Origin of the sequence: Actinocorallia libanotica (assembly GCF_039525175.1) — a bacterium.
Lineage (GTDB): Bacteria > Actinomycetota > Actinomycetes > Streptosporangiales > Streptosporangiaceae > Actinocorallia > Actinocorallia libanotica.
Genome location: NZ_BAAAHH010000006.1, coordinates 119,202 through 141,593, shown reverse-complemented (window position 1 = coordinate 141,593; position 22,392 = coordinate 119,202). Strand labels below are relative to the sequence as shown.

Sequence of the window (22,392 nt, the reverse complement as noted above, 5' to 3'; positions counted from 1 at the left end):
ACCAACCTCACCCAGACCCGCCCGGTCCAGCGGCCCCCCGGAGCGGGACCAGCTGGATTCGCGGACGACCAGGAGGCAGACGCGACCCGCCGCCACACGCTCCGAAAGGCAGACCGTGCCCTACGGCAGGGCGCGGACGGGTGGGACTAGCTGAACTTACGGACGGCGGGGAAGCGGACGCGGCCTGCTGACACACGCCTGAAGGCAGACGGTGCTCTGCGGCAGAGCGCAGACGGGTGAGGACCGCTGGATTTGCGGACGGCGGGGAAGCGGACGCGGCCCGCTGGCACACGCCTGAAGGCAGACGGTGTTGTGCGGCGGGGTGCGGGTGGGTGGGGTCAGCTGGATTTGCGGACGGCGGGGAGGCAGACGCGGTCGCGGCCGGTCTGTTTGGCGCGGTAGAGGGCCAGGTCGGCGGAGGCCAGGAGTTCGATGAGGTCCTGGCCGTGGGTGCGGTAGAGGGCGACGCCGATGGAGATGGTGACCGAGACGGTGGTGTCCTCGGTGGGGACGGCGAGGCGGCGGACGCGGGCGCGCAGGCGTTCGGCGACGCGGCAGGCCTCGACGGTGTCGGCGCCGGGCAGGAGGACGGCGAACTCCTCGCCGCCGAAGCGGCCGACGATGTCGTAGTCCCGCAGCTGGAGGCAGAGGGTGCCGGCGACGCTGGCCAGGACCTGGTCGCCGACGAGGTGGCCGTGGGTGTCGTTGACGCGCTTGAAGTAGTCGATGTCGATCAGGAGGATGGCCAGCGCCTCGTGGGAGCGTTCGGCGCGGGAGATCTCGATGTCGGCCTCGCGCTGCCAGGCGCCCGCGTTGAGCAGGCCGGTCTTGGCGTCGGTGCGGGCGGCGGCCTGGAGCTGCTGGTGCATGAGGCTGCGCTGGAGCAGCACCACCGGGGGCAGCACCAGCAGCAGGAGGAACGGCGAGATCACGCAGTTGATCATGATCAGCAGGCCCAGGCACAGCTCGACCACGTCGAGCATCAGCGTCTCCCGGGTCCACAGCGCATCCCGCCAGCGGCCCTCGTGCACGGCGCGGATCGCGACGCCGATCAGCAGGGTGTTGAGCACCGTGAAGAGCACCGCGCAGCCCAGCGCGGCCAGCAGCGCCCCCCGGTCCTCGACCACCCACGCCGAGTCGCCCGCCAGCGGCTCGGCCACCACCCGGTGGAAGACCAGCGAGGCGGCCAGGCCCGACAGGGCGGTCACCGCGGTCACCAGGACCCGCCGGTAGGCCATCGTCGGGCGCACCCGGTAGTGCATCAGCACCTGCAGCGGCAGCGGGATCAGCAGGGCGTAGACCGGCGGCAGCAGCAGCGCGACCGGCAGCCACCAGGCCGACAGCAGGTCGCGGGCCACGCCCGCGGGCATGCCCAGCCGGCGCGAGGTCTCGATGCAGACCGCCCCGCACAGGGCGAGCGCCAGGAAGGTCGAGACGTCGCGCAGCCGGTACTCGGTGACGGCCAGCTGCCAGACCACCGCCACCACGTAGGCGACCACCACGGCCAGCACGTAGGCCACCAGGGGCAGCGACTGCGCCAGCAGCGAGAACCGCGCGGGTCCCCGCGCGGGCTCGCCCTCGTGGCGATGCTCATCGGCGGCTGACCGGTGCACTGCCGTCATGCTTCCCCCACTCGGGCCGCCTATCACGTTAGGTAACACGATAGTTGCAACCTGTGCGGCACGGGGCAGAAAACGGTGCCTTTCTTAAGCCCCCCGCATGTGTTCCAGCACACCCCGTGACAAACGACACACCCGGCTCCCTCCGGCACAAGCCCTCCCTTCGCGGGAGGACTTGTGCCGGCTTCTGAAGGAGGGCTCGCGCCGACCTTCGCGGGAAAGCTGATGCCGACGTTCACAGAAGGGCTTATGCCAGCCTCCACGGGAGGGCTGATGCCAACCTTCACAGAAGGGCTTGTACCAGCCTTCGCAGGAGGGCTTGTGCCGGCCTTCGCAGGAGGGCTTATGCCAGCCTTCGCGGGAAGGCTTATGCCGACCTTCACAGAAGGGCTTGTACCAGCCTTCGCAGGAGGGCTTGTGCCGGCTCGCGGCCGACGGAGCCCATCAGAAGGGGTCCCTCAGGCGGCCTCGTCCAGGTCTTCCTCCTCATCCTCGTCCTGTTCGAGCTCGGGATCGTCTCCTTCCGCGGTCGTGGCGGGGCCGCCGCCGGGGGTCAGGCTCAGGCCCGCGGCGCGGTCGGAGAGGGTGGCCGCCTCGGCGCGGTCCTCGATGGTGAGGACGCCGCCCTTGGCTATGCGCTGGAAGACCGCCTTGCCTCGGGTGAGGTCGGGGCCGAGGGCGACCGCCTCCAGCTCCACGGTGAAACGGCGCTCGCCGCCCTGCTCGTACTCACGTACCCGCAGCCGCCCGTGCGCGATGATCGGCGTGCCGGGGACCAGTTCCGAGGCGTTGGCGTTCTCCGCCAGGGAGCGCCAGCAGCTCACCGCGAAGTACGTCGGCTCGCCGTCCTCCCACAGGCCGCTCCCGCGGTTGAAGCGCCGCGGGGTGACCCCGGCTCGTAAAGACAGGAACGGCACTCCGCTCCTGGTCACCGTGTAGAGCGGCCGCGCCGCCACCCATCCCACCAGCGTCGTCAACGCCTCGTCCATGGGCTCCTCCTCGGAGCCGGGGATTCCCGTCGAACCCCGTCCACCGCCCAGACTGCCGCCCCTCCCTCCCCCGCACCCCACCGAACCGCGTTCTGTGGATGACGCGATGCCCGCCACCATGCATTCGGCCCCCGCCAGCACACCGCCGGACACGCGCTGCTCCGTGAACGCCCGCCCGCGATCCGCCTGCTAGAGGTAGCAGAAGGATGACCCGCCCACGGAAGAGGGCAGAAGGGACAGCCCGCCCAGGAGCGGATGGGATGGTCCGCCCGCGAGAAGCAGCAGAAGCAGTGACCCACCCGTGGAAGAGGGCGGGAGGGACATCCCGCCCGGGAGACGGGTGGGATGGTCTGCCGGTGAGAAGTGGCAGAAGCAGTGGCCCGCCCGCGGAAAAGGGCAAGAGAGACGGCCTGCCTATGGAAGGGGGCGGGAGGGGCGATCGCTCACTGAAAAGGATGGGAGGGACGACCGCCCAGGGAAGAGGGCCGGGGGACGGCCCGCCTGTAGAAGAGGGCAGAAAGGACAGCCCGCCCGGGGCGGGCGAGATGGTCCGCCCGGGCGGGTGGAATGGTCCGCCCGGGGCGGGTGGGATGGTCCGCCTGTGAGAAGTGGCAGGAGCAGTGGCCCGCCCGCGGAAAAGGGCAAGGGAGACGGCCTGGCCGGGGGCGGGAGGGGGGTTTGTCCGGGGGTGGGTGGGGTGGGTCAGCGGCGGGCCCGGGTGACGGTGGAGCGGAAGTCGGCGAGGGCGCTGAGTTCGGTGGCCACGGGGGTGAGGACCTTCTCGTCGCCTACGCGGGCGATGCCTTCGCGCATGGTGTTCTTGATCTTCTCGCCGTGGCGGGCGGCGGAGAGGGCGACCATGTTGCGGCAGGCGGCGGCGGTGAGGGCGCCCATGCCGAAGAGGCAGGCGGTCAGGACGAGGACCCAGGGGAGGATGCCGGTGTCGCCCAGGAGCTCGGCCGGGGGGTCGGCGAGGTCCAGGACGCCGTAGACCACGACCAGCAGCGTCCAGAGCACGCCGAGGGCGGCGCAGGCCACCAGCAGCAGCTGCCAGACGCGGACCAGCCACCACCAGCGGGGCACCTGGTCGAACGAGGGGAGCAGCTCGCGGAGGGACTCGCCCAGCGCGTCGGGGAGCTCGGCGGCGTGCGCGCGGGAGGCCGTGCGCAGGGCGCGCTTCCACGGTTCGGAGACGTCCGCGGCCACACCGTCGGTGATGCCGTGCAGGGCGTTGTCCACCTCGCCCTGCTGGGCGCCCATCGGGCCGCTGAAGGCGCCGCGCAGCTCGTCGCGGAGCCCGGTCAGCCTGATCGCGCGCAGCGGGTCGCGCCGCAGGCGTGCCGCCCAGCGGGCGAACGGCCAGCCGACGTAGCCGGCGGCGCGCAGCTCGTAGGCGCTCTCCATCGCCTCGGCGACGGCGGGGGCGCCGGCCGCGACGGTCAGCGCGTCCACCAGGCCCTCGGCCCGCTCCTCGTCGATCTCGACGGGGACGGGACCGCCCTCGGCCAGCACGGCGAAGCGTTCGACGACCTGGTCGAGGTCGGCTCCGAGCCGCTCGGCGCGGGCGTTCCCGGCGGTGACGGCCTCGGCCAGCACCTCGCGCAGCCCGTCCACGCCGCCCTCGGTCACCGCGGAGGTGGTGATGATGTGCGGCGCGGCCAGCCCCTCGGACTCCAGCAGCCGCCGCAGGTCGCTCACGCAGTCGTCGATCTCCGCGGGCTGGAGCCGGTCGACCTGGTTGAGGACGATCAGCGTGACCGAGGCGTGCTGGGCGAACGGGACGATGTAGTCGCGGTGCAGCGCCGCGTCGGCGTACTTCTGCGGGTCGACGACCCACACCAGCAGGTCGGCGACGCCCACGAAGCGGTCCACCTCGGCCCGGTGGACCGCCTGGATGGAGTCGTGGTCGGGCAGGTCGATCAGGACGAGCCCTTCGAGGGAGTTCTCCTCCTCGGCGCCCTTGTGCGCGGACGCCCCGGCCCGTGCGTACCTGTACCGCTTGTCGATCTCCAGCCAGTCCAGCAGCGGCCCGGCGCCGTCATGGCCCCAGACGCAGACATGGGCGGAGGACGTCATCGGCCGCCGCATGCCGCTGGGCGACAGCTCCAGCCCGCAGATCGCGTTGAACAGCGACGACTTGCCGCTGCCGGTGCCGCCCGCCAGGGCGACGACGGTGTGCTCGCCGGACAGCCGCATCCGCTCCCCGGCCCGTTCCAGCAGCGCCGCCGCCTCGCCGACGAGCTCCTCGTCCAGCCGGCCCTCGGCCAGCTCCACCAGCCGTTCCAGCGCCGCCAGCCGCTTGCCGAACGCCACGTCGCCGGGCCGCTGCGCGGACTCCGCCTCCGCGGACTCCTCCGGCTCCGCCACGGGCGCCTCGGGCACCTCGGCGATCTCCAGCGCCTCTTCGGCGCCCTCCTCCGAAGCCGCGACGGCCTCGGAGTCTTCGGCTTCCGCGGGCTCTCCGGCGTCGTCGTCGGACACCGCCGCGGCCTCGGCGGCCGCAACGTCCTCACCGGCTCCGCCGCGCCCCGCCTCGACCCGAGCCTCGTCCTCGGCCTCGACTCCTGCCTCCGCCTCGACCCGAGCCTCCACCGCAGCCCGGGCCTCCGCCGCAGCCTCCGCCTCGGCCCGAGCCTCCGACGCGGCCTGCACCTCGGCCGCGGCACGCGCCTCCTCCTCGGCCGCGGCGCGCATCGCCTCCAGCTCGGCCGACCGCGGCACCCGGAACTCCGCGGAGGTCAGCGGATCGTCCTCGGGATCCCGCATCCGCCGGGGAAGCGGGTCCCCGCCGGACGCCTCCCGGGCCATCCGCCACCCGAACTCCCCGCTGGTCAGCGGGTCGTCCCGTTCCTCCTCGGACGTGCCCTTCTCCGGAAGTTCCGGCACGGAGAGCGCCTCATCCTCGTTCGTGGCGGAAAAGGCCACCCACAGGAGCCCTTTCTCGTCGAGCGACTCCTCCTTCGACTCCCGCCCGCGGTACCCGTTCCCGGGCGAGGAGGCGAACCCGTCGAGCTCCCCGCTCGTCAGCGGGTCCTTGCGCCCCCAGGTGGAAGGACGCCCCAGCCGGACGGACGGCGGGTCCAGCGGGTCGCCCCCCGAACCCGAGAAGGCCGAACGGCGGAAGTTCCCTCCGGTCAGCGGATCGTCCTCGATCCGCCCCGGGGAGCTCCCGTACTCACCGCCCGTCTCGCCGGAGAACCCGCGATCACGGAAGGACGGGGCACGGCGGCCGCCCTCTTCCGAGGAGAGGGCGGAACGACCGAACCCGCCGCTGATCAGCGGATCATCCTCCGCCACGTCCCGACCGGCTCCTTCGAACCCGCCATCGGCCGGCGCGTCGTCCCCGGAAGCGGTCGACGACGGACGAAGCCCGAAGGACGGGGGGTCCCACGGCTCCGCATCCCCTACGTCCGAAACGTCTGAAACGTCCCCACCAAGCCCGTCGTCAGCCGACACGTCCCCCCGAGAGGGGAACGACGGCGGACGGAGCCGGAAGGACGGAGAGGTCAACGGATCCGAGTCGGCCTCACCGGACCCGCCGTCAGCCGGCGCGTCCTCCCGGGAAACGGCCGGCGACGGAAGAGCGCCGAAAGGAGGGAAGCCCGAAGACCCCTCCCCCGCCCCGTCCGCAACGTCCTCACCGGACTCCTCATCGACCGGCGCGCCGCCCTCCGAGGAGGAGAACGACGGCGGGCGGAGCCGGAAGGAGGGAGCGGTCAGGGGGTCGTCCTCCGGGTCCGCGGGGTCGCCGGGGACGGAGGAGGCGGGCGGCGGGGGGCGCAGGCGGAAGGACGGGGAGGTGAGGGGGTCCTCCTCGGCGGGCGCGGGGGCCGGGACCGGGGTTTCGGGATCTCCGCTGGTCAGGGGGGCGTCCTCGGGTGCGGGAGCGGGTGGGGCGAGGGGGTCTTCTCCGCGGGGAGGGGTGCCGGCCTCGTTCCGGTGGGTCATCGGGCGACCTCGAGGTTGTACGTGGCCTGGTAGAGGGCGACGGCGAGGCTCTCGTCGGGGATGTCGACCTGGTCGATCGCCTGGCTGAAGCGCAGGCTCTCCTCGTCGAGCAGCATGGTGACGCGTTTGCGCAGGTCGGCCTTGGCCTTGGAGCTCATGCCGCGCAGGGACTCGGCGCCGAAGAGGGACTTCAGCAGCCGCTGGGGGACGGCGCTGGTGCCGCCCACGACGACGTCGCTGGTGCCGTAGCCCAGGATGCCGACCATGAGGACGACCGACAGCGCCTCGTCGTCGAAGGAGACGACGCGGGCGAGGGAGCGCTTGACCACGCCCTCGGTGCGGACCAGCTCCAGGACGTGGTCCTGCCAGGCGCTGACGGCGCGGGTGATGCGCCGGGGCAGCTCGGGCGAGACGTGGCCGAGCTGGTCGGCCAGGTCGCCGAGCACGAGGCGGCCCGGCGCGTCGGCCTGCCAGCGCTGGACGGCCTGCTCGGCGCCCTGTTCGGCGGCGGCCAGGATGAGCGCCTCCAGGGCCGAGCGCAGCGCCGCCTTCAGGGCGTGGACGCGGGGCGCGGAGCGGCGGCGGCGCGCCGATCCCTTGGGCGCGGCGGCGCGGCCGCGCCGCAGGCGCAGGGCGCGCATGAGGTCGCCGGTGCCGGCGAAGTCCTGCCAGCGGGCGAGGACCTCGCCCTGCAGGAGGGAGCCGTTGCGGGTGGCCTCGTCGAGCTCGGCCAGCGCGGTGGAGTAGGCGGCGTCGGCGTCGCGGGCGAGCCTGTCGCGGCAGTCGACCTGCTCCTCGACCCGCTTGGCCAGCTGCGGGACGCGGGTGCGGAAGCTGTCGAGCACCCCGCCGAGCGTCTCGACGATCATCTCGTCGCGGGCCTCGGCGTTCTCGGCGAGCTCCAGCAGCCACTCCCGGATGCCGGAGATCGTCTCCTCGGGCAGCCGGGAGTCGACGATGGTCGTCTCGGGGATGTCGAACCGCGGCACCTCGCCGAAGCCGCGCTCGGCGAGCATCTCGGTGAAGTGCCCGGCGATCTCCTCGCCGGGGCCGGGCTGCACCCGGGAGAGCACGACGCCGAGGGTGGCGCCCTGCTCGCGGGCGCGCTCCAGCATCCGCCACACCTGGGCGTCGGCGTACCGGGCGGCGGTGGTGACGCAGACCCACAGGTCGGCGGCGGCCATGAGCTTGGTCGCGAACTCGTAGTGGTCGTCGAAGAGGGAGTCGAAGTCGGGGCTGTCGAGCACCGCGAGCCCGCGCGGCACCGCCTCGGTGCGGATCACCACGAGCTGGTCGCCGACGACGGCGTCGGGCGCGGGCCCCTCGACCCGCCCCATGGTCGGCAGCACGCCGGGCGGCCTGCCGTCGGTGCCCATGAACCAGTCGAAGTCCTCGGGGCTGCACACCAGGATGGGACTGGACGTGGTGGGCCGCAGCACGCCGGTGCCCGAGACGCGGGAGCCCACGAGCGAGTTGACCAGGGTGGACTTGCCGGCGCCGGTGGAGCCGCCGAGCACGGCCAGCAGGGGCGTGGCGGCCTGCCGTACCCGGGGCAGGACGTAGTCCTCCAGCTGGTCGCGGATCTCCCTGGCGGCCAGCACCGCCTCGTCGGCGCCCGGCACGTCGAGGGTGAAGCGCAGCGCGTCGATCTGGTCGCGCAGCTCGACCAGGACCCGGCCCAGAGGCGCCGTGCCCTCGGCCGGCGCGGACGTGGTCTCGTCGCGCACCGCGCTCTGGTCCGCCGGGGATGTCACGGATCCCGCCCTATATCCGCCGTCAAGTTGCCGATCTCTTCTGCCACGCGCACGACGTCCCCGACGACCACGATCGCCGGTGGCCGCACCCCTCGGGCCGCCATCTCGTCCGCCACGGTGCCGAGCGAGGCGACGAGGGTCCGCTGCCCCGGGAGAGTGCCGTCCTGGACGACCGCTACGGGAGTGTCGGTCGCCCGACCATAGCGCATGAGGGCATCGGCTATCAGACGCATTCGCTCGACGGCCATCATCAGTACCAGAGTTCCCCCGTTGCGTGCGAGGACCTCCCAGTCGACGGTGGAGTCGGCGTGTCCCGGGGGGACGTGCGCGGAGACCACGTGGAACTCCTGCGCGACGCCCCGGTGGGTGACGGGGATGCCCGCGGAGGCGGGCGCGGCGATGGAGCTGGTGATCCCTGGCACGACCGTCACGGGTATGCCGTGGGAGGCGCAGTACAGGGCCTCCTCGCCGCCCCGGCCGAAGACGAAGTTGTCGCCGCCCTTGAGGCGCACCACGAACTTGCCCTGCTTGGCGTGCTCGACCAGCAGCTCGTTGATGCGGTCCTGGTGCAGCGCCCGCCCGTAGGGGATCTTGGCGGCGTCGACCACCTCGACGTCGGGGGCGAGCTCGTCGAGCAGGTCGCGCGGGCCGAGCCGGTCGGTGACGACCACGTCGGCCTGGGCCAGCAGCCGCCGCCCCTTGACGGTGATCAGGCCGGGGTCGCCGGGCCCGCCGCCGACCAGCGCCACCCCGGCGGGCTTGCTCCGGGAGTGGCGGGCGGTGAAGGTGGCGTCGCCCAGTCCCTCGACGACGGCGTCGCGGATGCTCGCGGAGCGGCGCGGGTCGCCGCCGCTGAGCACGCCGACGCTGGTCTCGCCGATCTGCCCGGTGGCCGGGGTCCAGGCGGCGGAGGCGTGCGCGTCGTCGGCGCGCACGCACCAGATCCGCGCCTCCTCGGCCTCGGCGGCGACGGCGGCGTTGACGGCGGGGTCGTCGGCGCAGGCCTGGACCAGCCAGGCCCCGGCGAGGTCGCCGTGCCGGTAGGTGCGGCGGTGCCAGACGATCCGGTCGAGCAGGTCCTCCAGCGAGGGCGTCACCTCGGGGGAGATCAGTTCGACCGCGGCGCCCGCGGCCAGAAGGGTGGGTACGCGCCGTTGGGCGACCCTGCCGCCGCCCACGACGACGACGCGGCGCCCTGACAGACGAAGACCCAGAAGATACGGCGGCACCGGAGGGCTATCCCATCTGCAGCAACGGACTCGACAACTGCTGTGACAAAGGTACTCGTCCCCGGCGGCAGGCCTTACCACCCGGGGCTTTCAGCCGGAGATCGTGACGATGTCGGAAGAAACAGACAAGTCGCGAAGCGCCGCGGTGAGCCGCGCGGTGGCGGCGGCGTCCCGCACCGCGATCCTGATCCACTCGTGGCCCAGTCCCGGGAAGGTGTCGCCGCGCCGTACCGCGATCCCCCGCTCCCGCAGCGCCTCCCTGACCCCGGCCCCGGCCCTGGCCAGCAGGAACGAAGCCCTGGCGGCCGGGACCACGTGCAGCCCCAGCCCCCGCAGCCCCTCCTCCATCCGGTCCCGCTCGGCCGCCAGCTCCCCGGCCCAGGCGGCCGCCTCGGCCAGCGCCCGGTCCGACATGCACGCCTCGATCGCCACCAGCGCCGGGGTGGACACCGCCCACAGCGGCTGGGCCCGCTCCAGCTCGGCGACGAGCCCCGCGGGCCCCAGCACGTACCCGGCCCGCAGCCCGGCCAGTCCCCAGGTCTTGGTCAGGCTGCGCAGCACCACCAGGCGCGGGTCGTGCGCCAGGCTCTCGGGCTCGCCCGGCACGCAGTCCATGAACGCCTCGTCGACGACGACCGTCCGCCCCTCGCGCAGCAGCGCGCGCACCTCGTCCGCGGGGTGCAGCACGGACGTCGGGTTCGTCGGGTTCCCGATCATGACGAGGTCGGCGTCCTCGGGCACCGCGCCCGCGTCGAACCGGAAGTCCCCGCTCAGGACCACCCGGTCCACCTCGTGCCCGGCGGCGCGCAGCGCCGCCTCCGGCTCGGTGAACTGGGGGTGGACGACCACCGCGCGGCGCGGGCGCAGCACCCGCGCCAGCAGCACGAACGCCTCGGCGGCGCCCGAGGTGAGCAGCACCTCCGCCGCGGGCCGCCCGTGCCTGCGGGCCACCGCCTCGCGGGCGCGCCGCTGGTCGGGGTAGGCCGCGAGGTCGGCGACGGACGCGCGGACCAGCTCGGCCAGCCACTCCGGCGGGGCCGTGCCCCGGACGTTGACCGCGAAGTCCATCAGGTCCGCGCCGACCTCGGCGTCGCCGTGGTGGGCGAGGTCGTGGTGGACGGGGTCTTGGTGGCGGACGGGGTCGTGCACGAGTTCCACGTTCAGCCCTGGTAGTACAGCAGCGCGTTCACGGCCGCCGCGGCGACCGTCGCGCCGCCCTTCTCACTGAGGTTGCTCACCTGCGGCAGGCCGCTGGCGCGCAGCTTGGCCTTGGCCTCGCCGGCGCCGACGAAGCCCACCGGAAGCCCGATCACCAGGCTGGGCCGCACCCCGCGCAGGAGGATCTCCTCCAGCGCGCTGGCGGCGCTGCCGACCGCCCAGACCGCGCCGGGCCCCACCTCGGAGTAGGCGAGCCGGACCGCGGCCGCCGACCGGGTGATCCCGGCGGCCTTGGCCATGCGGACCGCGGCGGGGTCGTCGATCGGGCAGACGACGGGCCGCTCGGTGATCCCGGCCGCGACCAGGGGCACGTCAGCGACGATCGGCGCGCCCGCCCGCAGCGCGTCCAGGCCCTGGCGCAGGTGCCGCTCGTCGGTCGCCAGGTCGACCGCGTACTCGACGTCGGCGCTGGCATGGATCACCCGTTCGGTGACGGCCCGCCACAGCGGCGGCATCGGCGACAGGTCCACGCGGGAGCGCAGGATTTCATACGAAGCGACCTCGATCGGGTGAGGTTGCCGCACGTTCATCCCTGTTTCCTCCTCCGCCGGGCCCACCGGCGTCCCGCCGGATGCCCGTTGGGTCCGGGTTCATCCGGAGACGCACGCCGGTCAGCGTATCGTCCCCGAGACGACGAGAACGGCGTCCGGCTCCCCCGCCCCCTCCCGCGCGGCGGTGAGCCGGACGGCTTCCACCCGGTAGCCCCCGTCCCGCAGCGCCTCGCGCAGGGGATCGAGCCCCGCCGCGCCGTCCAGGATCGTCGCGATCGCCCGCGGGGACCGGCGGACGCACGCCTCCACCACGGCGGGATCCCCTTCGCCGACGAAGACCGCGTCCGGGTCCGGCAGGTGGGCGAGGACCTGCGGGACCTCGCCCCGGGCGACGGCCAGCCTGGTCCCGTGGGCGCGGACGTTGCGGCGCACCAGCTCGCAGGCCTCCCCGTCCCCGCCCACCGCGACCACCGCCGCGCCCAGCCGCGCGCACTCGACGCCGACCGCCCCGCCGCCCGAGCCGATGTCCCAGACGAGGTCGCCGAGGCCCGGCCCCAGCCTGGCCAGCACCAGCGCCCGCGCCGCGGCGCCCGGCACCCGCCCGCCGCCCTCGAAGCCCTCCTCGGGCGGGGCCCAGCCCCCGGGGCCCGGCCGTCCCGAGACGAGCCACCCCGACGGCTCCCCCCGCCACCGCGGATCATGGACGATCACCACCTGCGGCTCCCGCCAGGGCCGGGTCGTCGCCTCCGCCGGACGCACGTGCACCACCCGCTCGTCCGGGCCGCCGAGGTCCTCGCAGACGACGAACGAGCGCGGCGTCTGCGGATGCAGCTCCCGCCCCAGCTCCGCCGGCCCCGCCCCGGGGCCCGTCAGCACCGCGACCCTGGGGTGCGCGCGGCAGGCGTTGACGGCCCGCCGGAACCCCCCTTCCCGCGCCGACACGACGACGGCGCCCTCCCCGTCCAGCCCCGCTCCGGCGAAAGCCCGCGCGACCAGCCCGAAGACGCCCTCTTCCAGATCCTCGCCCATGACGGTTCCCACACTTCGAAGCTAAGCGGCACGCCCCGCCTCCGGCCGCCCTTCTCCGGAATCCGTCCCGTCCGGACCTGGCCCGCCCCCGGCGGAGCGCTCCGCCCCTCTTCTCTCCGGGACGGAAGCGGCCTATCATCGCCATAAGCGCTCACTTACCACACGTGAGGGGAGCCGCATGCGGGAATCCCTGCCGTTCCGGCCCGGCGACGTCTCCTGGACCGTGGGCCATGAGCCCGTCCTGGCGCTGGCCGCCGCGCCGACCCTGCTGCTGCAGGTCTGCCATCCGCTGGTCGCCGCCGGCGTCGCCCGGTACTCCGACTTCACCTCCGATCCGTTCGCCCGGTTGTGGCGGACCCTGGACATCCAGCTCAAGCTCTCCTACGGACGGCCTGAGGTGTCGGCGCGCCAGTCGGAGCTGCTGCGCCGCATCCATCAGCGGGTTCAGGGGGTCTCGGAGGAGGGCGTCCCCTATCGGGCTCTCGATCCGGATCTGCTGCTGTGGGTGTGGGCGACGCTCGTCCACGGGCAGCTCACCGTCTACGAGCTCACCTTCGGCGCGCTCTCCTCGGCCGAGCGCGAGACCTTCTACCAGGAGCAGAAGCTGGTCGCCCATGCCTGCGGCGTTCCCGAGGGCGCCTGCCCGCCGGACTTCGCGGCCTTCCGGCGCTACTTCGCGGAGATGCTGGAGGGGTTGGAGGTGACGCGGACCGCCCGCCAGGTCGTCGCGCTCGGCTCCGATCTGCCGCAGATGCCCCGGGCGCTCGGCGCCGCCTACAGCCGGTTCAACCTGCTGGCGGCGGGCGCGATGCTGCCGCGGCGGCTGCGGGAGGGGCTGGGCATCGCGTGGAGTCCCGGACGGGACCGGCTGTTCCGCGCGCTGCTCGCCGCGGGCCGCGTCGGAGCGCTGGTGGTGCCCGGCGGCCTGCGGGGACGTCCGGTGGACGTGATCGTCAACCGGGAGCGGTCATTGCGGCTGTTCGCCGTCCGGCGCGCTCGCGCCGCCTAGCGGTCGCAGGTGAACCAGACCGCTTTGCCGCGCACGCGGGGGTCGAGTCGTGCGTGCGCGGCATCGGTCCCCCACCGGCCCCCGCTGAGCTCGGCGACGATGCTCAGCCCTCGGCCGAAGTCGCCCCGCTCCAGGGACAGTGGAAGTGTGCGGGTGGGCAGGCCGTCGAAGACGGCGCAGGAGACGGTGTCGGCGTCGAAGCAGTAGACCCACAGCTCGTGCGGCGGGTGCGCGGACGCGTGCTGGTGGGCGTTGGTCGCCAGCTCGCTGGTCATCAGCATGGCGTCCGCGATGGTGTCGCGCGACACCTCCAGGGCCGTCAGCGCCTCGCGCACCAGGGTGCGGGCGAGCCGCGGACCGGTCGCGTCGATGGGCAGAGACCAGGTCCAGGTTCTTCCCAGGTCTATCGCGAGCTCCACAGCAGCCCTTTCGCCAGCGACACCACGTCTACAGCCGGTCACAGCCGGTCCCGAGCCGATACCGCAAAGTGTCTTGTGGGAATCTCACCTGCGCAACTGAGTTGCCGAAGATTCTTGGTTTCTTCTGTACTGACGCATGACTCGGCAGCAAACTCCTCCTATGACCTACCGTCCGACCGTACGAGGCCGCCGGCTGGCACGCGAGCTGCGTCGCCTGCGTGAACGCCAGCGCCTGACCCTGCAAGACGTCGCCGACCGGCTCGGCTGGTCCCGCGCCACCGTGTCCCGGCTGGAGACCGGGCAGACCCGCCCGCGCGACGTGGCCGAGCTCCTCGACCTCTACGGGGTGACCAGCCCCGAGCGCGACGCGCTGCTCACCCTCTCCCGGGAGGCCCGCCAGATGGGCTGGTGGACCGCCTACGTCGACGTCTTCAGCGGCTCCTACGTGGGGTTGGAGGACGAGTCCTCGGAGATCCGCACCTGGGACGCCCAGCTGGTGCACGGGCTGCTGCAGACCGAGGACTACGCCCGCGCCGTGATCACCGCGGGCCGGTTCCTGCCCAGCGAGGCCGACATCGACCGGCGCATCCTCGCCCGCAAGCAGCGCCAGGCCCTGTTGGACCGTGCCGACGCCCCGCACCTGCACGTCGTCCTGGACGAGGCCGCGGTGCTGCGGCCGATCGGCGGCCCCTCGGTGATGCGCGACCAGCTGGCGGCGCTGGCGCAGGCCGCGGACCGCGAGAACGTCACCCTGCAGGTGATGCCGCTGGCCGGCGGGGCTCACGCGGGACTTGACGGACGGTTCACGATCCTGTCGTTCCCCGACCCGGCGGACCCCGATATCGCCTATGTCGAAGGCACCATGGGCGACGTGTACATCGAGAGCGCGGAGGCAATAACTCAGCATAGGAACCGGTTCGAGCGCATCGTCGAGGAGGCGCTCTCCCCTGCCGATTCCATCCGGCTGATAGCCGAGGCGGCGAAGGAGTAGTCCGTGGCTGAGTCCATCTGGCGCAAGTCCTCTTACAGCGGATCCGGAGACCAGTGCGTCGAGATCGCCGCCCTCCCCGGCGGAAGGCGGGCGATCCGCGACTCCAAGCACCCCGAGTCGCCGTCCCTCACCCTGAGCAGCATCGGTTTCGCGAACTTCGTCCAGGAGGTCTTCCAAACAAACTAGAACGTGTTCTAATCTCCAGGGGACCGCAGACCTGGAGGTTGGGGACTCGTGAAACTCGGGATCAACATCGGCTACTGGCAGCGCGACCCGGAGGACGCCACCGAGACGGTGCTGGCCGCCGAACGGCAGGGCTACGACTCGGTCTTCACCGCCGAGGCCTACGGGTCCGACGCCTTCACCACTCTGGCCTGGTACGGCGCGCGCACCTCGCGCATCAAGCTGGGCACCGCCGTGGTGCAGATGTCGGCGCGCACCCCCGCGGCGACCGCGATGCACGCGCTCACGCTGGACGCCCTGTCGGGCGGACGGCTGATCCTGGGGCTCGGCGCGTCCGGGCCCCAGGTCGTCGAGGGCTGGTACGGGGTGCCCTTCCCCAAGCCGCTGGCCCGCACCCGCGAGTACCTCGACATCGTGCGCAAGGTCTGGGCGCGGGAGGAGCCGCTGGCCAACGACGGGCCGCACTACCCGCTGCCCTACCCGGGCGGCGCGGGGCTGGGCAAGCCGCTGAAGTCCATCACCCACCCCCTGCGGCCGGACATCCCGGTCTACCTGGGCGCCGAGGGCCCCAAGAACATCGCGCTCGCCGCCGAGCTCGCCGACGGCTGGCTGCCCCTGTTCGTCGACCCGCAGCAGATCGACGCCCTCTTCGGCGGCTCGCTGGCCGGGCGCCGCCCCGGCTTCGAGATCACCGCGACCGTCACCACCGTGGTCGCCCCGCTGGAGCAGGCGCTGGCCTGGGCGAAGGTGCCGCTGGCCTTCTACATCGGCGGCATGGGCGCCAAGGAGAAGAACTTCCACCTCGACCTCATCGGCCGGCTCGGCTACGCCGAGGAGGCCGAGCACGTGCAGAAGCTGTTCCTGGAGGGCCGCCGCGACGAGGCGATCAACGCGGTGCCCGACGAGCTGGCCGACTCCATCTCCCTGCTCGGTCCGCTGGAGCGCATCAAGGAGCGGCTGGAGCTGTGGAAGGCCAGCCCCGTCTCCACCCTGCTGATCGCCGGGGTCAAGGACGAGCCCACCCTGCGGGCTCTGCGCGAACTGGTCGACGCGTGATGGAATGAGCCGCATGGAAGACGTGCTGGGGCCGGACTACGAGGCCGTCGAACTCCCGCTGGGCCACGACCACGAGGGCGCCGTCAGCGCCACCCTGGTCATCCGCCGCTCCCCCGAGCCGACGGGGCGGGCCGTGCTGTACGTGCACGGGTTCGTCGACTACTTCTTCCAGACCCATCTCGCGGACTTCTACCTGGCGCAGGGCTTCGACTTCTACGCCCTGGACCTGCGCAAGTACGGGCGCTCCCTGCGCCCGTACCAGACGCCCAACATGATCGACAGCCTCAGCGACTACTTCACCGAGCTCGACGAGGCGGTGCGGATCATCCGGGAGGACCACGACGTCCTCCTGCTCAACGGGCACTCCACCGGCGGGCTGATCGCCGCGCTGTGGGCGGACCGGGTCAAGGGCCGGGGGCTGGTGCAGGGGCTGTTCCTCAACAGCCCCTTCTTCGACCTCAACGAGCCGGCCCCGGCCCGGATCGCCGGGACGGGGCTGGCCCGCGCCCTGCGCGGGATCCGGCCGCAGGCGGTGCTGCCCGCCGGGCTCTCGCCCGTCTACGTGACGACGATCCACCGCGACCACGAGGGCGAGTGGGACTTCGACCTGAGGCTCAAGCCGCTGGAGGGCTTCCCCGTGCGGGCGGGCTGGCTGGCGGCGGTCCGGCGCGGGCAGAAGCGGCTGCACGCCGGGCTGGCGATCGACGTGCCGGTCCTGGTGATGTGCTCGGCCCGCACGGTGCCCGCCAAGCCCGCCGGGGACGGCATCACCGGCTCCGACATCGTCCTGGACGTCGAGCACATCGCCCGGTGGTCGCCGCAGCTCGGCCCGCACCTGACGCTGGTGCGCGTCCAGGGCGCCCTGCACGACGTGGTGCTCTCGGCGCGGCCCGCCCGGGAGCGCGCCTTCACCGAGCTGGCCCGCTGGATCGGCGCCTACCTGCCCGCGAAGGGCTGAGCCCCGGCCCAAGGGCCGGGCGCTCAGCCGAGGGGCCGGGCCCACGGCGAAAGGCCGGGGTCTCGGCCCAAGGGCCGGGCGCTCAGCGGATCTCGGCGATCTGGAAGTCGTCGAAGTCCGCGGTCAGGCCCCTGCCGTCCCAGGTGGTCTGCTCGATGAGCAGCCCCGCGGTGCCTCCGGTCAGCGCTCCGCTCTCATCGGTCTTCTCCAGGGCGAGCGTCCCGTTGATCCACAACCGCAGGCGGGTCGCCGGCCCCTTCTTCTCGCAGGCGATCTGCAGCCGGTTCTCCTTGCCCACGACGAAACCGGCGGCCTCGGCGCCGGTGCCGATCTGCGCGTTGCCGCGGTCCTCGGTGACCCGCCGGAGGACGATGCCCCGCCCGTCCGCGCGCACCAGGAACCAGTAGCCGTCCTCGCCGCCGGAGTCCGCGCCGAAGCAGCTCAGGCCCGCCGTCGCGCTGGGGGTCCCGGTCATCTTGACGGTCGCCGAGACCAGGGCCCGCGGGGGGAGGCGGTACTCGCCCTCCGCGTCCTTGTGCGGAGAGCCGACTTCCTCCCGCAGGTTGTTCGCGTTGGTGATGACCAGCCGGTAGTGGCCCTCCAGATAGCCGTAGGTGGAGATCTTCGGCAGGAAGTTGGTGCCGTCCCAGCCCGTGCTCGTGTCGGCGAAGCTGTCGTCGAAGACGGGGACCGCCTGCGGCGGGCCGTCCTCGCCGGACATGTAGACGAACGTGGTGCCCACGAGCGTCGCCGCGACCGCCACCCCCGCGCCGATCAGCAGGTGCCTGCGGTTGCCCGGGACGCGGCGGCGGCTGCTCTCCTCCTCCCCCGCCGGCGGCACGGTCGTGCCGGCGGGCGGCGGCGGGGGCATCTGCAGGAAACCGCGTGCGGGGTCGAAGGGCGACTCGGCCTGCACCGTCCGGGCGACCTGCGCGACGTCCACCCTGGTCTGACCGGTGAGCTGGTCGAGCAGCTGCTGGGCGGTGGGCCGCGACTGCGGGTCGTGCGACAGCGCCGCCTCGACGAGCTTGCGCACCCCCTCGTCCAGGCCCTCCAGGTTCGGGACGCCCTGGGTGACCTGGTACAGGACGGCCGGGATGTTGGGACCGGAGAACGGGGACTCGCCCGTCCCGGCGAACGCCACCACGCAGCCCCAGGCCCAGATGTCGGCGGCGGGCGTGGCCTCCTGGCCGCGGATGACCTCCGGCGCCATGTAGGCGGGGGTCCCGACGAACGTGCCGGTGCGGGTGGCGGCGGCCACGGTGTCCAGGGCGCGGGCGATGCCGAAGTCGATGACCCGGGGGCCGACCGGGGACAGCAGCACGTTGCCCGGCTTGAGGTCGCGGTGCACGATCCCCGCGCCGTGGATCGCGGTCAGCGCGGTGGCCACCCCCACCGCGAGGTGCTCCAGGCTGGAGCCGCGCATGGGCCCCGAGTCGCGGATGTGCACGTCCAGGTCCGGGCCCTGCACGTACTCGGTGACCACGTAGAGGGGGTCGTCCTCCAGGTTCGCGTCGAGCACGCTGGCCGTGCAGAAGCGGCGGACCCGCTGGGCGGCGAGCACCTCCCGGCGGAACCGCTCGCGGAAGACCGGCTCGTCGGCGAGCTCGGCGTTGATGACCTTGAGCGCGACCTGGCGGCCCTCGCCGTCCTGGGCGAGGTACACGGTGCCCATGCCGCCGCGGCCGAGCCGGTTCATCAGCCGGTAGGGGCCGATGTTCTGTTCCATCGGGGGCTCCTCGGAGGGGACGAGTCCGCCCATTCTGGCGTAGATCACGGGATCAACAACAACTTGCCCGTGGTTCGGCGGCCCTCCAGGTCCTCGTGCGCCCTCCCCGCCTCGGCCAGCGGGTAGCGGCCGCCCACGTGAACGTTCAGCCTCCCCGCCGCCAGCCAGCCGAAGACGTCCTCGGCGCGGGCGCGCAGCTCCTCGGTCGTGGCCACGTAGTGGGCCAGGGACGGCCGGGTGAGGAAGAGGGAGCCGAGCCCGGCCAGCCGGATCGGGTCGAACGGCGGGACCGGGCCGCTGGCCGCCCCGTACAGGGCGAGCAGGCCCCGCGGGTGCAGGGCGGCGAGGCTGCCCTCGAAGGTGGCGGCGCCGACCCCGTCGTAGACCACCGGCACGCCCCGGCCCCCGGTGAGGTCCCTGGCGCGGCGGGCGAAGTCCTCGTAGCCGACGACCTCCTCGGCGCCGGCCTCCCGGGCGAGCCGCTCCTTGCGCGGCGTGGAGACCGTGCCGATCACCCGGCCGCCCAGCAGCTTGACCATCTGGGTGAGCAGCAGCCCCATGCCGCCCGCTGCGGCGTGCACCAGGACGGTGTCCCCCGGCTGGACGGCGTAGGTGGAGTGGGTGAGGTAGTGGGCGGTCAGGCCCTGCAGCAGGATCGAGGCGGCCCGCTCCGGGTCGAGGTTCCCCGGCACCGGCACCGCGCGGCCCTCGTCCACCAGCGCCTTCTCGGCGTAGCCGCCGACCGCGTCGGCCGTGGCCACCACGTCGCCGGGCCGGAAGGCGGTGACGCCCTCGCCCACCGCCTCGACCTCGCCGGCGATCTCGACGCCGGGCGTGAACGGCGGATGCGTCTCGTAGCGGCCGGTGCGGTGGTAGGTGTCGATGTAGTTGACGCCCGCCGCGGCCACCCGGACCAGCAGCCGCCCCGGACCGGGAACCGGCTCGGGCAGGTCCGCGGGCACCAGGACCTCCGGCCCCCCGTGCTTCTCGACGGTGATCGCGCGCATCGCTCCTCCAGGCTCTCGGGGCTCCCCCGTCTCAGCCGGAGGAGCTGATCCAATCTTCCCGGAGCGCGCCCAGCGCGAGCGTCACCGACTCCTCGACACGCTTCGCCACCTCGGGCGGGTCGAAGACCCCGCGGGAGGCGCAGTCCTCGAAGCCCACCCGCAGGGCGCCCAGGTAGATCGAGGCGAGCAGGCGCGGCCGCAGGTCCGCGCGGTGGTCGGCCCCCATGCGGCGGGCGAGCTCGGCCGCCAGGCGCCCCGAGGTCTCGGCGTGGCGGGTCAGGTAGGCGGCGACGACGCAGGTGTTGCTCTCCAGGACCAGGTGCAGCCGCCGCATCCGCTCCAGCTGGGCGGGGTCGCCCAGCCGGAGCACGTCCAGCAGCTCGCGCATCGCCGCCAGCAGGGACAGCGGCACCGGCTCGTCCGCGGGGCGCGCCCGCACCCGCTCCACCAGCTGGGCGTCCGAGCCGCCGAGGAGGCCGGTGATCACGTCCTCCTTGGTGGCGAAGTACCGGAAGAACGTGCGCTGGGAGACCTCCGCCGCCGCGGCGATCTCGTCGATGGTGGTGTTGGCGTAGCCGCGGTCGAGGAAGAGGCCGAGGGCCGCGTCGACGAGCGCGAGCCTGGTGCGCTGCTTCTTGATCTCGCGCAGCCCGCCCGTCGCCATGACCGTCCCCCTCTCCCCGGCCCGGCCGGGGCCGCCTCAGAATACCCGCGATCTCGCCGTCGCGGCCCATCCCGGAGGGCGACCCCCGGACCTCCGCAAACGGGTCGACCGATCCTCGCTCCGCTGCGGTCGTTCGACCCGTCAGTCCAGCACGGTGGAGAGCTGCAGGCGGGTCACCTGGAAGACGACCGCCATGCACAGGCTCGCGGCCAGGGCCAGCCCGGCCGCCGCCGCGATCCCCGTCTCCGCCGCGAGCCGGGCGTCGGTCAGCGTGCCCGCGCCCATGCCGGGGAAGACCCGCGCCAGCACCGCGCCGCCCAGCAGGCTCGCCCACCAGGCCGCCACGACCAGCAGGACGCCGTGCCGCCGCGCCATCCGGTACCGGCCGGTGGAGACCCACACGTCGTGCACGATCCGGGGCGGCAGCCACAGGTTGGCCACCGGCAGGAACCAGGAGCCGATCGTCCAGGCCCTGCGGTGCCGCAGGGGGCCCGGCGCCTGCGCGTGCGCCTGCCACAGCCAGGCGACGAAGAGCACGCCGGTGACCGCGGCGAGCACCGCGGAGATCAGGAAGACGTCGCGGTAGGCGGCCAGCACCGGCCCCGCGGTCGCCGCGTCGTAGCCGAACGCGGTCTGGTCCTCCAGCCCGGCCAGCAGCCGCAGCATGCTCACCGCCGAGCCCAGCGCCAGGAAGGCGTTGAACCCCAGCATCGTGAACAATCCGATGGCCAGCGCCCGGAAGTCCCGCCGGTGCGACCAGGCGCCGCAGGCGGGACAGCGGACGGAGACCGTGGGGATGATGTCCCCGCACAGCCCACAGGGCATGGTCGCCTCCCGGCAGAGCCTCCAGAACTTCGCCTTTCCCCGCAGTGTACGTACTGCTGACCCGCGCTTTGGGTGTCGGATACGCCACGTGGAGGCTCGGCGGGGAAACCTACCTGTCATGCCCCGAGACAGTTCAGAAGACACCCTCCCCGCCCGCTCCTCCGACCCCCGGCGCACCCAGATCCTCGACGCCGCCCGCCGCTGCTTCATCCGCAACGGCTTCCACGCCACCTCGATGCGGGACGTCACCGCCGAAGCCAGGGTCTCCTTCACCGGGGTGACCCGCTACTTCCGCGGCCGGGAGGAGGTGATCGACGCGTTCGCCGCCGAGACCGAGGACGAGGTGCACCGTGTCTTCGCCGCCGCCTTCGGCCGGATGCCCAAGCCCGTCGAGGCCTTCCCGCACGTCGAGCAGGGCTTCCCCGGCCTGGCCGTGAAGGTGTGGAGCGCCGCGCTGCGCGCCTCGGTGCTGGACGAGCGCGAGGACCGGACCGCGGCGGAGTTCACCAAGGCGCTGCTGTGGTACGTCGAGCTCTACCAGCGCACCGGCCTGATCACCCGCGACATGCCCGCCCTCAACGTCATCCGCACCCTGGTCGCCCTGGTCCACGGCTACATGGTCCAGCGCACCCTCTTCGGCGACGTCGACACCCGCGCCTTCCGCGAGGGCCTGCGCGGCCTGCGCTAGGGCCGCTGGGCCAGCGGGATCCACTGGCCGTCGCGGCGCACCAGGAGGTGGGGCGACAGGAGGTGGTCGCCCCTGGCCCAGACGCGGTCGGCGACCCAGCGCAGCTTGGCCAGGCCCTGCTCGTCGCGGGAGCCGGTGGCGGTGAAGACGTCGCGGGCGGGGACGCCGACGACGAGCTCGCCGTCGACCTCCCGGGCGAGCTTGTCCAGGAAGGGCTCGTCGATCAGCAGGCCGGCCTCCAGGTCGCCGCCGAAGCCGACGGTCACCGCCTGGACGCCCGGGAACCAGTTGAGCGCCAGCTCGGGGCGGCGGACCCGCAGGTTGGCGGCGGCCTGGGCGCGCAGCCGGCCGGGATCCAGGCCCAGCTCGCGCACCATGCGCGGGGTGACGGGCTCGAAGCGGGTCCTGCCGTCGTCGGACGGCGGCCGGTCCAGGCCGTAGGTCAGGTGGAGGTCGCCGGAGAACTGCTCGCGCAGCGGCGCCTCGTCCGGCGGGAGCGGGAAGTCCAGCTTGACGTCGACCGGGACCCGGGCGCCCAGGATCGGGACGATCAGGTCGTGCGGTTCGCTCATCTTCCGGACCTCCG

At 73.3% G+C, this 22,392-nt stretch carries 20 protein-coding genes; 6 read left to right on the top strand and 14 right to left on the bottom strand.

All coding sequences use genetic code 11. From position 1 onward, the window contains the following. Positions 1-338: 338 nt before the first annotated feature. From ABD140_RS10700 to ABD140_RS10665, 8 genes are all read right to left on the bottom strand, one after another. A complete protein-coding gene (locus ABD140_RS10700) occupies positions 339-1,622 on the bottom strand; it encodes a diguanylate cyclase (RefSeq protein WP_344239421.1) in 1,284 nt (427 codons plus the stop codon). Between the two features lie 455 nt (positions 1,623-2,077). Then, positions 2,078-2,608, bottom strand: a complete 531-nt coding sequence (locus ABD140_RS10695; RefSeq protein ID WP_344239419.1) for a single-stranded DNA-binding protein — start codon at positions 2,606-2,608, stop codon at positions 2,078-2,080. A 702-nt stretch (positions 2,609-3,310) separates the two neighbouring features. Beyond that, complete coding sequence (locus tag ABD140_RS10690) at positions 3,311-5,905, bottom strand: GTPase family protein (protein ID WP_344239417.1); 2,595 nt, start codon at positions 5,903-5,905, stop codon at positions 3,311-3,313. 647 nt (positions 5,906-6,552) lie between these two features. Continuing rightward, complete coding sequence (locus tag ABD140_RS10685) at positions 6,553-8,310, bottom strand: GTPase family protein (protein ID WP_344239415.1); 1,758 nt, start codon at positions 8,308-8,310, stop codon at positions 6,553-6,555. After that, the gene (gene cobA, locus ABD140_RS10680; RefSeq protein WP_344239413.1) at positions 8,307-9,539 is read right to left on the bottom strand and encodes a uroporphyrinogen-III C-methyltransferase; all 1,233 of its coding nucleotides are present in this window, start codon (positions 9,537-9,539) and stop codon (positions 8,307-8,309) included. Before cobA ends, ABD140_RS10685 begins: the two co-directional genes overlap by 4 nt. Before the next feature lie 90 nt (positions 9,540-9,629). Then, positions 9,630-10,607: an Rv2231c family histidinol phosphate aminotransferase CobC gene (gene cobC / locus ABD140_RS10675; RefSeq protein ID WP_486303342.1), complete on the bottom strand. Its 978-nt coding sequence runs from the start codon at positions 10,605-10,607 to the stop codon at positions 9,630-9,632. Positions 10,608-10,699: 92 nt separating this feature from the next. Continuing rightward, a complete protein-coding gene (locus ABD140_RS10670; protein ID WP_344239409.1) occupies positions 10,700-11,287 on the bottom strand; it encodes a precorrin-8X methylmutase in 588 nt (195 codons plus the stop codon). Between the two features lie 81 nt (positions 11,288-11,368). Further along, entirely contained in the window at positions 11,369-12,289 is a 921-nt protein-coding gene (locus ABD140_RS10665; RefSeq protein WP_344239407.1) for a hypothetical protein, read from the bottom strand. A gap of 166 nt (positions 12,290-12,455) precedes the next feature. Between ABD140_RS10665 and ABD140_RS10660 the strand changes: the two genes are divergently transcribed. Then, positions 12,456-13,286, top strand: coding sequence for an oxygenase MpaB family protein (locus ABD140_RS10660; RefSeq protein ID WP_344239405.1), 831 nt, complete (start codon positions 12,456-12,458; stop codon positions 13,284-13,286). On the opposite strand, the gene ABD140_RS10655 is transcribed toward ABD140_RS10660, so the two are convergent. Continuing rightward, complete coding sequence (locus tag ABD140_RS10655) at positions 13,283-13,705, bottom strand: ATP-binding protein (protein WP_344239403.1); 423 nt, start codon at positions 13,703-13,705, stop codon at positions 13,283-13,285. The genes ABD140_RS10660 and ABD140_RS10655 overlap by 4 nt on opposite strands. Positions 13,706-13,865: 160 nt before the next feature. Between ABD140_RS10655 and ABD140_RS10650 the strand changes: the two genes are divergently transcribed. The 4 genes from ABD140_RS10650 to ABD140_RS10635 are packed head-to-tail and all read left to right on the top strand — an operon-like array spanning position 13,866 to position 16,893. Further along, complete coding sequence (locus ABD140_RS10650) at positions 13,866-14,696, top strand: helix-turn-helix domain-containing protein (protein ID WP_344239401.1); 831 nt, start codon at positions 13,866-13,868, stop codon at positions 14,694-14,696. Between the two features lie 3 nt (positions 14,697-14,699). Continuing rightward, the gene (locus tag ABD140_RS10645; protein ID WP_344239399.1) at positions 14,700-14,882 is read left to right on the top strand and encodes a DUF397 domain-containing protein; all 183 of its coding nucleotides are present in this window, start codon (positions 14,700-14,702) and stop codon (positions 14,880-14,882) included. Positions 14,883-14,930: 48 nt separating this feature from the next. After that, complete coding sequence (locus tag ABD140_RS10640; RefSeq protein WP_344239397.1) at positions 14,931-15,935, top strand: LLM class F420-dependent oxidoreductase; 1,005 nt, start codon at positions 14,931-14,933, stop codon at positions 15,933-15,935. A gap of 13 nt (positions 15,936-15,948) precedes the next feature. Next, entirely contained in the window at positions 15,949-16,893 is a 945-nt protein-coding gene (locus ABD140_RS10635; protein ID WP_344239395.1) for an alpha/beta hydrolase, read from the top strand. Between the two features lie 82 nt (positions 16,894-16,975). On the opposite strand, the gene ABD140_RS10630 is transcribed toward ABD140_RS10635, so the two are convergent. The 4 genes from ABD140_RS10630 to ABD140_RS10615 form a co-directional block, all read right to left on the bottom strand. After that, positions 16,976-18,622 carry a serine/threonine-protein kinase gene (locus ABD140_RS10630; protein ID WP_344239393.1) on the bottom strand — a complete coding sequence of 549 codons (1,647 nt, stop codon included), beginning with the start codon at positions 18,620-18,622 and terminating at the stop codon, positions 16,976-16,978. Positions 18,623-18,666: 44 nt separating this feature from the next. Next, entirely contained in the window at positions 18,667-19,629 is a 963-nt protein-coding gene (locus ABD140_RS10625) for a quinone oxidoreductase family protein (protein WP_344239391.1), read from the bottom strand. A gap of 31 nt (positions 19,630-19,660) precedes the next feature. Beyond that, positions 19,661-20,293 (bottom strand): TetR family transcriptional regulator, encoded by a 633-nt coding sequence (locus ABD140_RS10620; RefSeq protein ID WP_344239389.1) that lies wholly within the window; start codon positions 20,291-20,293, stop codon positions 19,661-19,663. A gap of 141 nt (positions 20,294-20,434) precedes the next feature. After that, complete coding sequence (locus tag ABD140_RS10615; protein WP_344239387.1) at positions 20,435-21,118, bottom strand: DUF4328 domain-containing protein; 684 nt, start codon at positions 21,116-21,118, stop codon at positions 20,435-20,437. A gap of 118 nt (positions 21,119-21,236) precedes the next feature. Between ABD140_RS10615 and ABD140_RS10610 the strand changes: the two genes are divergently transcribed. Further along, complete coding sequence (locus tag ABD140_RS10610) at positions 21,237-21,806, top strand: TetR/AcrR family transcriptional regulator (protein ID WP_344239385.1); 570 nt, start codon at positions 21,237-21,239, stop codon at positions 21,804-21,806. Here the strand turns inward: ABD140_RS10610 and ABD140_RS10605 are convergent. Next, positions 21,803-22,378 (bottom strand): DUF1444 domain-containing protein, encoded by a 576-nt coding sequence (locus ABD140_RS10605; RefSeq protein ID WP_344239383.1) that lies wholly within the window; start codon positions 22,376-22,378, stop codon positions 21,803-21,805. The genes ABD140_RS10610 and ABD140_RS10605 overlap by 4 nt on opposite strands. Positions 22,379-22,392 lie beyond the last annotated feature (14 nt).